At 38.4% G+C, this 14805-nt stretch carries 14 protein-coding genes; 3 read left to right on the top strand and 11 right to left on the bottom strand.

Annotation, left to right across the window (positions count from 1 at the left end):
• The 5 genes from FJR08_RS11765 to FJR08_RS11745 form a co-directional block, all read right to left on the bottom strand.
• Window positions 1–440, bottom strand: a 440-nt coding sequence (locus FJR08_RS11765; RefSeq protein ID WP_015080608.1) for a DUF4332 domain-containing protein, incomplete at its 3' end; no start/stop codon positions are given.
• A 316-nt stretch (window positions 441–756) separates the two neighbouring features.
• Window positions 757–1557 carry a PhzF family phenazine biosynthesis protein gene (locus tag FJR08_RS11760; protein WP_168633305.1) on the bottom strand — a complete coding sequence of 267 codons (801 nt, stop codon included), beginning with the start codon at window positions 1555–1557 and terminating at the stop codon, window positions 757–759.
• Between the two features lie 17 nt (window positions 1558–1574).
• The gene (locus FJR08_RS11755) at window positions 1575–2459 is read right to left on the bottom strand and encodes an Rpn family recombination-promoting nuclease/putative transposase (protein ID WP_168633279.1); all 885 of its coding nucleotides are present in this window, start codon (window positions 2457–2459) and stop codon (window positions 1575–1577) included.
• Entirely contained in the window at window positions 2459–4081 is a 1623-nt protein-coding gene (locus FJR08_RS11750) for a radical SAM protein (protein ID WP_168633278.1), read from the bottom strand. Before FJR08_RS11750 ends, FJR08_RS11755 begins: the two co-directional genes overlap by 1 nt.
• A 16-nt stretch (window positions 4082–4097) precedes the next feature.
• The gene (locus FJR08_RS11745; RefSeq protein WP_168633277.1) at window positions 4098–4352 is read right to left on the bottom strand and encodes a SemiSWEET transporter; all 255 of its coding nucleotides are present in this window, start codon (window positions 4350–4352) and stop codon (window positions 4098–4100) included.
• Window positions 4353–4724: 372 nt separating this feature from the next.
• On the opposite strand from FJR08_RS11745, the gene FJR08_RS11740 reads away from it, so the two are divergent.
• Window positions 4725–4937, top strand: a complete 213-nt coding sequence (locus FJR08_RS11740; protein WP_015080603.1) for a hypothetical protein — start codon at window positions 4725–4727, stop codon at window positions 4935–4937.
• Between the two features lie 5 nt (window positions 4938–4942).
• Here the strand turns inward: FJR08_RS11740 and radC are convergent, their stop codons facing one another.
• Window positions 4943–5674: a DNA repair protein RadC gene (radC, locus tag FJR08_RS11735; protein WP_015080602.1), complete on the bottom strand. Its 732-nt coding sequence runs from the start codon at window positions 5672–5674 to the stop codon at window positions 4943–4945.
• 246 nt (window positions 5675–5920) lie between these two features.
• Window positions 5921–6859: a phosphoribulokinase gene (locus FJR08_RS11730; RefSeq protein ID WP_168633276.1), complete on the bottom strand. Its 939-nt coding sequence runs from the start codon at window positions 6857–6859 to the stop codon at window positions 5921–5923.
• Window positions 6860–7798: 939 nt separating this feature from the next.
• On the opposite strand from FJR08_RS11730, the gene FJR08_RS11725 reads away from it, so the two are divergent.
• Entirely contained in the window at window positions 7799–8461 is a 663-nt protein-coding gene (locus FJR08_RS11725; RefSeq protein ID WP_168633275.1) for a class I SAM-dependent methyltransferase, read from the top strand.
• Window positions 8462–8474: 13 nt separating this feature from the next.
• The gene (locus tag FJR08_RS11720) at window positions 8475–8900 is read left to right on the top strand and encodes a DUF29 family protein (protein WP_168633274.1); all 426 of its coding nucleotides are present in this window, start codon (window positions 8475–8477) and stop codon (window positions 8898–8900) included.
• 382 nt (window positions 8901–9282) lie between these two features.
• Here the strand turns inward: FJR08_RS11720 and FJR08_RS11715 are convergent, their stop codons facing one another.
• From FJR08_RS11715 to phoU, 4 genes are all read right to left on the bottom strand, one after another.
• Window positions 9283–10632, bottom strand: coding sequence for a (Fe-S)-binding protein (locus tag FJR08_RS11715; RefSeq protein ID WP_168633273.1), 1350 nt, complete (start codon window positions 10630–10632; stop codon window positions 9283–9285).
• A gap of 64 nt (window positions 10633–10696) precedes the next feature.
• Window positions 10697–11983 carry an FAD-binding oxidoreductase gene (locus tag FJR08_RS11710; protein WP_168633272.1) on the bottom strand — a complete coding sequence of 429 codons (1287 nt, stop codon included), beginning with the start codon at window positions 11981–11983 and terminating at the stop codon, window positions 10697–10699.
• 246 nt (window positions 11984–12229) lie between these two features.
• Window positions 12230–13873: an iron uptake porin gene (locus tag FJR08_RS11705; RefSeq protein ID WP_168633271.1), complete on the bottom strand. Its 1644-nt coding sequence runs from the start codon at window positions 13871–13873 to the stop codon at window positions 12230–12232.
• A 217-nt stretch (window positions 13874–14090) separates the two neighbouring features.
• Window positions 14091–14759: a phosphate signaling complex protein PhoU gene (phoU, locus tag FJR08_RS11700; protein ID WP_015080593.1), complete on the bottom strand. Its 669-nt coding sequence runs from the start codon at window positions 14757–14759 to the stop codon at window positions 14091–14093.
• Between the last annotated feature and the right edge of the window lie 46 nt (window positions 14760–14805).

Genomic DNA, 14805 nt, shown 5'->3' with positions numbered 1-14805 from the left:
TAATTACCCATTGCTTGCGCTTGATGACTCCACTGTTGCACCAATTCAACTGCTGGACACAAATCCCGGTTATGCAATGTTGCTACTTGCAAACGCATAACTTGTCTATGTAATCTGTGAGTCGGAGTTTGGGCTAATTGGGCTATGGAAATAACCCCAGAGTGAAGCAATATACCGCAATACTGAGTTCCTACACTGGGAACACGGGCTAAACCTGCCAAAACAACCCATTTATTCACAGAATGGATATTTACCTGTAATTTACCCGCTAATACTATTCTCTCTTCTGGAGTTTTTCCTCTATTAATTAATTCTTCTGTGGTATTAATGCCACAATTCTTTAATTGAGCTTGATCTTCTGCACTCAATCCTGGTAAATCTTTTACAGGCCAATCTGATTTTTGAAGTAAATTTCTATTAGCTGCACGGTTAATGGTCATTTTTTGAGTTTTTAGTATGGGTTAATTTATGTAAAAATTCAGTATTTACAGGGATTTCTCCTTCTGAACTCTAACATTTTTATCAAATCACCATCCCTCTTTAGGACGGTATTACTAACATTATCACCTATAAAAAATGGAAACCTCAATTTATTTACTGCTCAACTTCCTGCATTAAAGGAGGTTCACCGTCAATAATGCCCGATAAGTGTCATCTGAAATCTAAAAATTTAATTACAAATATTAACTTAATCCTTGTCTACTAAGATCCCCAACTTCTTTAAGAAGTCGGGGATCTGCGGGATCTCATATATTCTTAACCTATAGTTAATTTTCCTTGGATTACTGTTACAGCTTGTCCAGATATAAAGACGCGGGTTGCTCCAGGATAGTACACTTTGACTACTCCACCCCGACTAGAAGCTTGATAGGCTAAAAATTCATCTTTTCCCAATTTATCCCGCCAAAATGGGGCTAAACAACAATGTGCCGCACCTGTTACCGGATCTTCATTAATCCCTAAAGTGGGGGCAAAAAAGCGGGAGACAAAATCATATTCCGAGTCAGAATCAGCAATGCTAGTAACGATAATATCAGCCTTAGTGAGAGTTTTCATCTGTTGGAAATTCGGCTGCATTTCTCTGATTAATTGCTCAGATTCTACTTCTACTAAATAGCCGAGAGAATTTTGGACAACAGATTTACAATTCACTCCTAAAACTTGACTTAATTCTGGAGGTGATTCTACAGCTTGAGAAAGATTCACCGGAAAATCTAACTGAATCCAATCATTTTCTAGTTTAGCTGCAAGTACACCACTTTTTGTATAAAAACGCGCTTCTTGATTTGGTAATAAATGCCCTTGTGACCATAATACATGAGCGCTGGCCAAGGTAGCGTGTCCACACAAGGGAACTTCTACCGTCGGAGTAAACCAGCGCAAATTAAACCCATCATCTTGTTTAATTAAAAAAGCGGTTTCTGATAGATTCATTTCCTGGGCAATATTTTGCATCCATGCTTCAGATTTTGGACTATCTAAAACACATACAGCCGCAGGATTTCCTTTGAATGGAGTATTAGTGAAAGCGTCTACTTGAGTAATAATTTGGGTCATTTGTAAACTATCTAAATCTATGATTCTGTGTGAGATTTTAACCATTGTTCCAAGTCGCTAATATCTCCAAAATCTAATAATGCTTCTCCCAGGTCTTCTAGCTGTGCTATTCTCAAGCTGTTAATACTTTCAATGTAGCTATCATTCAATTTCCCAAACCGTTTCGATAATATTCGCAGCAGCAAGTTTTTCTCACCTTCTTGTCTTCCTTCTTGTCTTCCTTCTTGTCTTCCTTCTTGTCTTCCTTCTTGTTCACCCTCCTTTTTAGCTTCTTGATATACCCTTGTTTGCTTAATATCACTCACTAAAAACATGGCTTCTATCTCCTGACGACTTAATTGTGAAAACTTTGACATCAAAACACTTTCCAGTAATTCTATAATACCTTGTCTTTCACTATCATTGCTAACTTCTGTCTTTGTTCTTGTCATCAAGTTTTTCACCAATTCCTGTGATTGGTTTTCTTTACTGACAATTAATTCAATTAATCCCATCCCTATTGACCCTGATGGTATTTCATCTAAATAAATTCGTTTGATTCGACCACTATTGACTAATTCTTGTTGGTAATTAGTTAATTTTTCTACATCCAAACTCCGTTTCGCAAATAAAGCTACTGCTTGCCAATCTTGTTCTGGTTTATATTGATTGAGATAAATGTTGATTTCTGTAATTAATTCCCAGTAAAACTCTGGTTTGTTTTGAAATTGGACTTCTACAAAATAGATAGGTTTTTCTTCACTATTTGGCATGAATATTCCATCAAATCGAAAGGCTTTTTCTTTGACTTCTACAGAAGTAAATTGATAACCTGCCGCATTTTCTGGGGGTTGTCCCAGTAGTTCAAATAATAGAGTATGGAAGGTGAGGAAGATTTGGTAGAATATGGTATCTGTGTGCATTATTGATGATTTAATTCTGAGTTAGTAGCTTCTGCTAAATGTTTAATTAGTGTAGACTGAGGTAATGGTCCATGCAAGTGATTCCAAGGTAGAATTTTCTCAGTTGACCAATTACTATGAACATAAAAATCTAAGTCGGGAATTTGTCCTTTTAGTTGTTTAAAAGCCCGTTTGTAACTTCCCAAAGAGTCACCGAAATCACGGGTTAATTCTAATAATTGAGAAAGTCGGCGATCGCCTCTCGACAACAAAGCCTGTATAATTGACCAATTATAGCTTTCTGGTCGAAATTCTATCCCTTGGGGTTTAATTTGCTTTTGTAATAACTGTAACCGCTTTTCTGCTTGCTTATTAACCCCAAACCATTGAAATGGTGTATGTGACTTGGGTACAAATGTGCTACAGCCCAACGTTAACCGTAAACCAGGCGCAGCTTTTTTGACACTCTGCATCATTTTTACAGTTGCGTCTATATCTTCTGCTTCTTCCCCAGGAATTCCCACCATTCCATAGAGTTTTAAACTAGACAAACCACCAGCTTTTGCATTGATAGCTGCTTGGATAATTTCATCATTATCCAATTTTTTATTGACAATTTTCCGCACTTTTTCCGAACCACTTTCGACAGCAATTGTTAATGATCTTGTATCGCGTTTTGCCAAAGTTTCAGCTAATTTAACTGTAACTGTATTGGTTCTCACAGAAGCCACACTTAACCGCACATCATCATATTTTGGTTGACTAATATAATCTAGTAATTCTGTAAATTCTGGATGTTGAGTAACAGAAGCCCCCAACAAACCCAAACGATTTGTAACTTTTAAACCCCGTTCAATTCCCGGAATTAAAGAATTTTCTAAACTCGCAGTTCTAAAAGGTAAAGTTAAATAACTAGCTAAACAAAAGCGGCACATTTCGGGACAACTTCGCACCACTTCCACCATATAAATATTTTCCCAAGCAGCTTTTTCTGTGACAACAGTAGAAGCAGAAAGAGTATTTCCTCGGTAAGTTTGCTTTTGGATAATTGGGGGAATTTCCGATGAAATAGGATTAATTGATTTTATTTCCCCATCTGGTGTGATATATTCAATTACATATAAACTAGGAATATAAATTCCCGGAACTTGGGCTAAAGTTCTTAACTGAGTTTCTCTATCAGCATTTCTGACTTTTTTATAAGTATCTATAAAATCACCCAGCAGATTTTCACCATCTCCCAATAAAATCACATCAAAAAATTCAGCATAAGGTTCAGGATTAGCTGTTAGAACTGGTCCACCACCAAAAACTAAAGGATGATTTTGATTGCGAGAATTAGCCCGAATCGGAATTTCTAAAGATTCCAACAGATTAAAAATATTCACATAATCTAATTCCCAAGACATAGAAAAACCTAATAATTCTGGATGTCTAGGAAGTTGTTCCCGAATATCAGTAAATAAGCGACTTACCTGCAAATCCTCACGCATAGCCAGAGTCGCCCATACCACCTGATAACCCAGACTAGTTATCCCCACCGTATACTCATTAGGAAAGGCGAAAATTACGGGAATAGCATCGTGATTGGGGGTTGCGGGCGTAAACAGAAGGCGTTCAGAGTTAAATACAGATGATGTCACAGTTTTTTTAGTAGAGTTATCTATATTTAATTTTAAGCCATAGAATAATCAAGTTAAAACATAATGTCACCGCGTTGGCGAGAATAACTGGGAAAGCACCGAGGATAATCCCATAGACTAACCACAGAAACAAACCACTCATGAAGACAATCAGCATCACATAAGAAACATCTTTCGCTGATTTTGTGCGCCATATTTGCAACATTTGCGGTAAAAAGGCAATAGTGGTTAATCCACCTGCAAGTAATCCTAAAATGGTGATAAAATCCATGGTTAACAGTATATCCTGATTTTAAATATTATACGCCATTAATTGCAGATATTTAGGCAAATAGTATAAATTAACTGTTGAAAATTTTTGTGAGATCATGTTATTTGAAGATCAGATTCAGAAAAAAATATTATTTGTAAGTTATTGTTTTGATGATAATTTGGGCATTCTCTAAGGATAAGTAGGTTAGCATTGAAAATCGTCGTTATGGCAAGACAATAGGCAAGAGGCAATAGGCAAGAGTGAAGAGGGTTTGGGCGATTTTACTTTTGGTTACATATTACTCTTCGAGAAGCCGCTCCGCGTCTACGGTTTTTTTCCGTTCACCTACTTAGTTATCAATTGTAATCTCTAATTAGCGAGGAATTGAAGATGAAACGATACATACCCTTTTTTTTTATTGCCTTTATTCTCTTTATAACAGTGGGAGATAAGGTATTACCAGGTGCTTTGGGAAAATCCAGCACTCAAACCCGGATAGCTTTGAATAATTTTGCTATTGACTTATTTCCTAATATTAAGCGTACCAAAACCCCCAATACCCGCACAGAAAAAGCAGTAGAAGACCTAGAACAAAAAAGGTAGAAATATCAATCAACTTGCGGACAATCATCCCATAAAGTTGTAATTTCTCTTAAACTCTGATGAGTGCCATTACCTAAGATTAAATGATCTAAAATGGAAATAGCTAACAGTTCCGCACCGGCTAATAATTGCCGAGTCAATTCTATATCTGCTTCACTGGGTTCTAAACTCCCTGAAGGATGATTATGGGCAACTATTACCCTGGTAGCACCTTGACGAATAACTTCTCGAAAGATATCACGGGGAGAGGCTAACGTTTCCGTCGCCGTCCCAATTGTAATTACTTTTGTGCCTAATAACTTATTTTTCACATCCAATAATAATACGGCAAATCTTTCTTGATTTTGCCACATCAAGTCTTGACTCAGCACCGCAGCCGCAGCAATAGGACTATCAATTACTGTTCCGTCGGAGGGACGAGATAAAAAAGTCCGTTTACCCAATTCAATTGCAGCGAGGATAGTTGTCGCTTTTGCTGGTCCCACACCGGGAATTTCCATTAATTCAGCGGGGGAGACATTTCGTAAAGCAGCTAAGGGGTCACACTGACCTTTACCTAATTGCTGTAATATATATTGCCCTAAACCAACTGCGGATAATTTACCAGGTCCTTGTCCAGTACCCAGCAAAATAGCGATTAATTCCGCTGTAGCTAAAATCTTCGGTCCGTGAGTCATTAACCTTTCACGGGGGCGTTCATTTTCCGGTAAGTCGGCTATTCTCAGGCAATAAGTCATACCAATTGGGAATTTTGAATTGGGAATAATTGTCATAGCATTTAGCTATCAGCTATCAGCGAAAAGCAGAAATAGCAAATAGCAAAGAAGAGGGGGTATTGATTTAATTACCTGTATTTCAGATTTTAAGGCTGATTGCTGAGGACTGGGGGCTGAATGCTAACTCATTATTTATCCCTTATTTTTGGACACAATTATTCCTTTTTGACAATATCTTTAATTTTTGTAGATACTACCCGGAATTACTTACTGGTAAATTTGCGTAGCTTTGAGCATATGGTAAGTAATAATTAACTGAGTTAGAGCGAGGGGATAACTTTGCAGTGTTTCTCCAGTTGTACCCGCAATTTTACCCAATTCTGGATTACTTTCGCGATCGCACACACTATTTAAATGCGGCATATCGTTACACATAATCTGTTCGATTTTATTCACCTGTTCCAAAGTTGCATGACCGTCAACCTCTAAAACATCCACCGGTTTTCCCATATCTCTATCTAGTCCCAAGCGAATAGCCGACTGGGAATCACTATGACCAGCGTGAATAATTTCCGTAAAATCAGGATGAGGAATGGAAGGACGCAGCACCAAGCGCACATTTAAACGTCCATTAGTGTCATCAATCTCATCATTAGGAGGATAGAAACTGACCACAATATCAGACCATTGCCGCTGAGGACGGATATACTGTTCCGAATCTGGTTCGCGTTTATCTAATTCTGCTAATACCTGTTCTGGAGTATAACCGCGTTTTTGAGTATCCCGTTTCACCTTCCAATCAGCGCGCAGTGATTCAGGAGGGGCAAGATAAACCTTGACATCATAAGCATCACGGGCTACACGGGTAGAATAACCTAGTAACCCTTCGATAATCACAAATTTACTGGGTTTGATATATTGCGGTGGTTCAAAAGTCCCCGTAGAGTGGCTGTAAACCGGCTTGAGAATCGCCTGTCCTGTCCGTAGCAGCGATAAATGTTGCTGCATGATATCCAGATAGTTACAATCAGGATGGAGTGCCGTAATGCCGATTTCTGCCCGTTGTGTGCGATCGTAACGATGGTAATCGTCTGTACAGATAATAGTCACATTTTCCGGACCTAGTACCTGAGCAATCCCTCTAGTCAGGGTTGTTTTCCCAGCAGCACTATCACCAACAATACCCAGAATAATTGGACGGCTCATGAATACCTCCTCTGACGCGAGTAAGTTTATAGAATAATCTTTAATTTTAGGGGGCAAATAAGCCCTTTCTTCAGAAAATCCTATCTTTGCAACATCTCTACATAAACTCCCCGGATTTGGTGTTGCTGATTAATGGGATGATTTTTTGCACGCAGAGGCGCAGAGACTCAGAGATTGAGAAACGCCATAGATTTTAAGTAATGAGACGGAATTAATTACACAACTGATTTTCCTGTTCATCCTGTCAATCCTCAAATCCTGGATATCCTGATTCTGACAATTTAGACTTGACAAATCTCAAAGCTTGAGTTATGCTTGTGTTATGAGTGGAAAAGTGTGCGCCCATATATAGGCTTTTCGGATTTTCAGGATTTTCAGGATGTTATTGGATGATTTTTGGTGGGGAGTTGGTGATTTTTTTAGTCTGAATCAGGATATCCAGGATTTAAGGATTTACAGGATGTTGTTGGATGATTGTTTGTGGGAAGTTGGGATTTTTCAGGATGTTGTTTAATGCTTGTTTGTGGGGATTTTGGAGATGATTTTGTCTGATAGCGTAGCGTGGCGCAAGCCATATTAGGATTTAAGGATTTTCAGGATGGGTAATTGGTAATTGCGAAAATGCTGTAAACTAACCATCTAAAGAAGAGCATAAAACAACATCTTTAAAATATCCTAACTTCCAAAAATCACCACTTCCTCAAAAACAATCATTAAACAACATCCTGAAAATCCTGAAATCCTGGATATCCTGATTCAGACTAAAAAAATCACCACTTCCTCAAAAACAATCATTAAACAACATCCTGAAAATCCTGAAATCCTGGGTATCCTGATTCAGGATTGAAAGAGGATTTAGGGGTTGACATTTGATTTTAAATTTGTTATCATAGAACTGATAAGGAAGAACTATCATAAAATAATTAATAAATATAAATCATGTCAAAACAGACCCTGGGTTTAGAACAAAACCTATACGATTATTTGCTTTCAGTTTCCCTGCGCGAACCAACTATTTTAACCCAACTGCGTCAAGAAACCGCTGAAATGCCCAGGTCTATCATGCAAATATCTCCTGAACAGGGGCAATTTATGGCATTATTAATTAAGTTAATAGGAGCAAAAAAAACTTTAGAAATCGGTGTATTTACTGGCTACAGTTCCTTAGTAGTAGCTTTGGCTTTACCCACAGATGGTAAAATAGTCGCCTGTGATGTTAGTGAAGAGTATACCAGTGTAGCTCGACGTTATTGGCAAGAAGCGGGAGTCGCTGATAAAATTGACCTGCATATTGCCCCAGCATTGGAAACATTAGATAATTTATTGACAGTGGGGGAAGCGGGGACATTTGATTTTGCGTTTATTGATGCTGATAAGGGTAACTATGATAATTATTATGAGCAATGTCTTGAATTAATTCGCCCCGGTGGACTAATTGCCATTGATAATGTGTTGTGGTCAGGTAAAGTTGCAGATACAGAAATACAAGACAATCAAACTAATAAAATTCGGGCTTTGAATCACAAACTACATGAAGATTCCCGAATTAGCCTGAGTTTAGTTCCCATAGCCGACGGATTAACCTTAGCGATGAAAAATTAGGAAAATCAACCACATGGAAGAACTACTTACCCTCAAAGAACTCCTACACCAAGGAAATATCACAGAAGCCTTATTAATTGTCGAAGAATTAGAAGAAATGAGCAAATCTGATAAACTGAATAAAATATTTAGTTATGGCATCATTTTACTTCTACACTTAATTAAGCAATCTGCTGAAAATCGCACCACTAGGTCTTGGAATCTTTCTATTCGCAATTCTGTCAAACAAATTCAACGCAGTAATTCCCGTGAAAAAGCGAAAGGAACTTACATGAGTGAAACAGAATTAGCAGAAACCCTAGAAGATGCTTATGATTTAGCATTAGAAAAAGCAGCAATCGAAGCTTTTGAAGGTCAATATGAAGCAGAAGAATTAAGCAAATTAGTCCAACAAGAAGAAATCATAAAAAAGGCAATGAACTTAATTTGGGAACGATAAATAAGACCCCTGACTTCTTTTTTATCTTGTTAGGACTTACGCAACATTCATGGAATAACGAACCACAGAGGCACAGAGGTCACAGAGAAATGAGGATTTGAAAGATATTTCGCGTAAGTCGTGCTTGTAAATAAATGATAAATTGAAATACAGCGGTTTCCGCTCTTATGAGGTACAAAGTTGAATCATGAAACTCTTGTAGTGCGGGCATACTATGGCTAACGCCACGCTGCGCTATCGACAAGCTCAGTACAAGTCTTGCCCGCTAGATATGTACCTCATAACACCAGTAAGTGATCTAAGATACCCGACTTCTTTTTTTATCTTGATAAATAAATTATAAATTGATATCAGAAGTCGGGGATCTGGATGTTATATTTTTCTACATATCCAACTTATCACCCCGAATTGAATAATCTAATAACTCCATTGGGTGCATGACAGAAATAGTTTTCCCCTGTAAATATTTACTAATTTGCAAACTACAACCAGGATTAGGAGAAGCAATTAAATCTGCACCAGTATTGATTAAATTCTGGGCTTTTTGTTTACCTAATTCTTCCGCAACTTCCGGTTGCAACATATTATAAACCCCCGCACTACCACAGCACAAAGCCGCGTCAATAGGTTCTTTTAAAGTCACACCCGGAATTTGTTTTAACAGTTGACGAGGTTGAACACTAATTTTTTGACCATGTAATAAATGACAAGCATCTTGATAAACTAAAGTCAGATTTTTATCAGTCAAAGGTGAAAGTTTAGCAGTTAAACCCACATTAGCTAAAAACTCCTGTGAATCCTTAACTTTCGCGGCAAATACTTTAGCTTTTTCCGCATATTCTGGATCATCTGCCAAAATATGACCATATTCCTTCAAAGTATGACCACAACCGGCAGCATTGATAATCACAAAATCCACATAAGTATCAGCAAAACTATCAATCATTTGTCTTGCTAAAACCTTCGCTTGTTCCGTTTGTCCTTGGTGTTCAGGAAGCGCCGCACAACAACCTTGAGACTTAGGAATTACCACCTCACAACCATTAGCAGTTAAAACCCGCACCGTCGCTTCATTGACACCAGAGAAAAACAGACGTTGCACACATCCTAAAATTACACCCACCCGATATCTTTTTTCACCCTTCGCTGGGATGATATCTGGTAAATTATCCTGAAAAGATTTAAGAGTAATTTCCGGTAAAATAGATTCCATAGCTGCTAACCGGGGAGATATGGCTTTAATTAACCCAGTTGCTTGCAATACCTGAGAAATTCCTAACTTTTGATAAACTAATAAAGGAAAAAGTAAAATTCTTAAAAGATCAGGATTAGGAAACAGAGAAAAAATCAATTGTCGAACCAACTTATCAGGTAAACTGCGATTATAATTTCTTTCCACCTGATGTCTAGTAGCCGAGATCAACTTATCATACTGCACACCAGAAGGACAAGTAGAAACACAAGCTAGACAACCCAAACAAGAATCAAAATGTTCAACAGTAGCCGTATTGAGAGCAATTTCACCCTCATTAATAGCATCCATTAAATATATCCGTCCCCTGGGAGAATCCATCTCCTTACCTAATACCCGATAACTAGGACAAGTAGACAAACAAAAACCACAATGAACACAACTATCAATTAACTTAGGATCAGGTGGATGACTTCCATCAAAACCCTGCAAATTCTTAATACTAGCAGTATTATTCACCGAACCTTCCGAAACTTGCATTTATATTTCTCCCCTCTTAACCTCTGTGACCTCTGCGCCTCTGCGGTTCGTTTTTAATTAAAACTTAAATCCCACCCACAAAGCGACCAGGACTTAAAATAAAATTACCATCAAACTGTCTTTTAATTCCCCGCATTACTGCCAAAGCATTACCATTATACCCCCAAACATCAAACCTTTCCTTTAACTCAACAGGTGCAGATAAAATACTTAAAAAACCAGAATTTGCTTGACATAAATTCCGCAAAGGCAAAATTTGATCTTGATTTTCTAAACGGACTAAACCCAAACCACTGCTAATATGAATTAAACCAATATCTATTTGATTGATAATCTCCACAGCCGCAGTTGGTAATACTCCTACTTTGCAGGTAATTGTAGATTCTGTCACATGAGAATGTATTTGTTCTGGTAATCGTTGCCATAAATCAGCTTCTTGATTTCCCAAATAAATTACCCCCTGTAAACCTAACTTTTCGCCAATTGCTAAAAGTCGTTTTGACTGTTCTTGGACACTTTCATTAATACTTTGAAAACGGGTAATTAAACCTATTCCTGTTCCCAAATCTAAATTAGTAACTAACTTACTTGATAATAAATCAACTTGAGTTGGTGTTAATTCCGAACTTTGTAAAGTTCTCACTGCTTGGGATATAGCTTCAGGTTTTCCAGTTAATATGACTGTTCCCGAAGTTTCAGGAATGGGATAAACTCGAAAAGTGACTTGGCTGATAATTCCTAATGTCCCGTAAGCACCAGTAAATAATTTCATTAAGTCGTAACCAGCCACATTTTTAACGACTCTTCCCCCAGCTTTGGCGATTTGACCATCTGCGCGGATAAAAGTTATACCTAGAAGTTGGTCACGCACACCACCATAACGTTGCCGCAGAGAACCCGTATCGGCAGTAGCAACCATACCACCAATAGTAGCAGAATTAGGAAAAGCGGGATCAAGTGCTAAAAATTGGTGATGTTTAGCTAAAATCTCCTGAAGCTGGGCAAATTTCATCCCTGCTGCGACAGTGACAGTTAAATCACCTACAGCGTGTTCTATGAGTTGGTTAATGCGTTCGGTGCTGACAATAATATCAATATTTTTAGCTAAACCACCCCAATTGATTTTACTCCCGCTACCACAGCTTAGAACACGCCATTTGTGACTGTTGGCAGTGGTGATAACGGCGGCTAATTCTGCTTGGCTATGGGGATAAATGACACAACTAGGCTGGCTTTTGGGGTCTATTCCTTGTTGGATATTATGCTGTTGAGTGGGGGTAAGATTTTCCCACGATATAACGGCGTTTTCGGTGCTGAGAATAGAAGTTAAGGTAGATGCTATTGAATTCATTAGTCTCTTTTTTATTCTTAATTTAATATGAATTATATTTTGCGTAAAGCTAAGAGGTTATCTCGTTCCCAGTCTCTGACTGGGAATGCCATGATGTAGGCTCTGCCTAATTGTATTATTAAAGGCAGAGCCTTATAGAATTCATTCCCATACAGAGTATGGGAACGAGAGATATTTCACAAATAAATCTAGGGGTTTAGCACTGCTAAACCCCTACTCATACTAAACTATTAATCTCAGTTGATTCTAGAAAGTGAAGGTAGTCCGTAAAGTACCAACGTACTCGGTGCTATTCTTGTCGTTATGCTCAGGATTCAAGATGACTATTACACCTGGAGTAACAAGGATATTATCAGAAAGCTTCACCTTGTAAAGACCTTCTATATGATAAGAAGTGCCTGATTCTCTACCTATATCTTTTAGTGCATTGATAACAGATTGTCCACTTTGTTTATAACCAGTGACTTTAGGTGAGCGACCGAAGATTAAACCCAAAGTATTACCTTCTTTACCGAAGTCCTTGATACCCAAAGTAGTAGCCCAGTACCAAACTTCAGCACTTTGTGGAATGCCTGCTAAGGTACTAGCTGTTGTATAACCTGCCCAACCGCCCAGGGTGATATTCTTTGTGGGTTGCAAGGTACCTTGTATACCGTAGTTGTTAGATTCACTACCAGCATTACCAGCATTATTAGCGAAGGCACTGCCAGTATCTCCGAATAATGAACGATTGTCGCTACCTTGATAAGTATGAGCATAGGTCAGGCCAATGTTGATAGCTTGGTTGGGTTTAATAGCCAATTGACTAAACAGTGTATTACTACCATCGAATAGTCCTCTCCGTGCGCTAGGATCTGCTGCATTGTTTCTACCTGTGGCAAAATAAGCTGCGCTCAAGGCCAATTTACCATTAGGATTGACGTTAACAGTGATACCAGCACCGTCAGCTGCTTGACGATAAATGGGGCTGAAACGTCCGTAGCGAGATAAAGCACCTGTACCACTGCTTCTAAAGTCGGGGTTGAAAACATTGACGTTCTCGTTTAACTCAGCGCCAGTAGCATCAATCTTGACACGAACTTTTTTACTCAAGTTGAAGGCGTAGTTAAGTTTGTCAATAGTAACAGCATTGCCGGTAGCACCAGTGTCATAACCCAACCGGCTCATATTGGTTCCGGTAGTACCTGCATTACTAGCAATATTCCCAGCATTCAACCGAGTTTGCAATTGGTCTGTACCAGTGAAACTACTGTTCAAACTCAACCGCACTCGATTAGAGAAGGTTGCAGTGCTGTTTAGGTCAGGGTTATTATCGGGATTTGTGTCAGTGTCTGCTACTTTATCCCCAAAAGCTTGGGATACGCTGAAAATTGCTTCACCAGATAGTTTTGTGGTGGTGGAGAACTGATTAGCTTCTAATTCGCCAGTACGAGCCTCTAAAGCATCTACTTGACCGCGAATAGTTGCTAGTTCAGTGGAATATTCTTCTTGCAAACGCTGTAAGGTAGCTAAATCTTGCTTGCTCACCATGTCAGCGGTTGCGGTAGCAATGAGTTCATTAACGCGGTCTAAGCAGGAATTTAAACCAGCCGCAAATTCATAACGACTCAAGGCGCGATTACCACGGAAAGTACCGTTAGTATAACCACTAACTCCACAGCTATAACGTTCAAATAAAGATTGTAAAGCTTGAAACGCCCAATCTGTGGGTTGTACGTCGGAAAACTGAGAAACGGATGTTATTTGACCCAAGCTGTTGGACTCTTGGGATAATTCAGCAACACTTGTCACTTTTTCGTTAGCTTCACCAGCAAAGGCACTGTTACCAGTTAGTAAGGTCAAAGCTAGGACGGGGCTAACCTTGAGGATATTCCAAAAAGCTTTTTTCATAAATTTCAATCTCTCTCACACCTATAATGAATCCAGTCTATGGTAAAGTCCCAAGGGAACTTATACATAAATGTTCTCTAGTGATTCTACATCATTAATGGCAATTAAAACAACTAAATATCAAAATTTTTATACAAGGTTATGATTTATTTATTATTTGATAAATTTGAGATTATACCCTGTCTATGGTATGTATTGATGGGGATCAATATCCAATTTACGATCGCTGACCTGTAACAATATATGTAACTCGTTGAGCAATATTAGTTGCGTGATCTGCCATGCGTTCTAAACAACGAATTGCTAAAGTTAACAAGAGAATTGGCTCAATTACGCCAGAAATATTTTCCTGTTGGGCAAAGGTTTGATAAAGATGCTCATAAGCATTATCTACAGCATCATCTAACTGCTTCATTCTTTGTCCACTGGTTTCGTCTAAATCTGCCAATGCGACTAAACAAGTTGCTAACATTGCTTGGGCGTGCTGGGACATAATTGCAATTTCTGGTAAGGAACTATGTTGAGGATAAGGGAAGAGTTTAATGGCAATTTCCCCTAACTCTTCGGCATAATCCCCAATTCGTTCTAAGTCACGCACCAATTGCATAAAAGCACTTATACAGCGCAAATCTCTTTCTGTGGGTACTTGACGAATGATAATAGTTGTGCAGTCTGATTCTATTTGCCGATAAAAGCGATCAATTTTTTTATCTAACCGGGGTATTTGTTCCGCTGCGATTAAGTCCCCGGCAAATAGGGCTTGGTGACTCAGCCGAAATGATTGTTCTACTAAAGCCCCCATACGTAATAAATCCCGTTCTAAACGTCTAATGGAGCGTTCTATTGGTAGTATTTCGTGATTGGGAGGATCAAATACAGTTTTCACAGTGGTTATATTAAAAGTGTATATATTTTCTTAACTATAGTCTTGA

It is taken from the genome of Dolichospermum sp. UHCC 0260 (genome assembly GCF_009711985.1).
Taxonomy (GTDB): domain Bacteria; phylum Cyanobacteriota; class Cyanobacteriia; order Cyanobacteriales; family Nostocaceae; genus Dolichospermum; species Dolichospermum lemmermannii.
Note: the sequence above shows the minus strand (reverse complement) of the source record. Positions and strands in the feature narration are given on the sequence as shown.

Bases quoted from the DNA above. Each gene is read 5' to 3' on its own strand.
- FJR08_RS11710 (WP_168633272.1), bottom strand. From the start codon at position 11,983: ATGAATTCAATAGCATCTACCTTAACTTCTATTCTCAGCACCGAAAAC.
- FJR08_RS11715 (WP_168633273.1), bottom strand. From the start codon at position 10,632: ATGCAAGTTTCGGAAGGTTCGGTGAATAATACTGCTAGTATTAAGAAT.
- FJR08_RS11755 (WP_168633279.1), bottom strand. From the start codon at position 2,459: ATGCACACAGATACCATATTCTACCAAATCTTCCTCACCTTCCATACT.
- FJR08_RS11720 (WP_168633274.1), top strand. From the start codon at position 8,475: ATGGAAGAACTACTTACCCTCAAAGAACTCCTACACCAAGGAAATATC.
- radC (WP_015080602.1), bottom strand. From the start codon at position 5,674: ATGACTTATTGCCTGAGAATAGCCGACTTACCGGAAAATGAACGCCCC.
- FJR08_RS11730 (WP_168633276.1), bottom strand. From the start codon at position 6,859: ATGAGCCGTCCAATTATTCTGGGTATTGTTGGTGATAGTGCTGCTGGG.
- FJR08_RS11740 (WP_015080603.1), top strand. From the start codon at position 4,725: ATGAAACGATACATACCCTTTTTTTTTATTGCCTTTATTCTCTTTATA.
- FJR08_RS11725 (WP_168633275.1), top strand. From the start codon at position 7,799: ATGTCAAAACAGACCCTGGGTTTAGAACAAAACCTATACGATTATTTG.
- FJR08_RS11745 (WP_168633277.1), bottom strand. From the start codon at position 4,352: ATGGATTTTATCACCATTTTAGGATTACTTGCAGGTGGATTAACCACT.
- FJR08_RS11760 (WP_168633305.1), bottom strand. From the start codon at position 1,557: ATGACCCAAATTATTACTCAAGTAGACGCTTTCACTAATACTCCATTC.
- FJR08_RS11705 (WP_168633271.1), bottom strand. From the start codon at position 13,873: ATGAAAAAAGCTTTTTGGAATATCCTCAAGGTTAGCCCCGTCCTAGCT.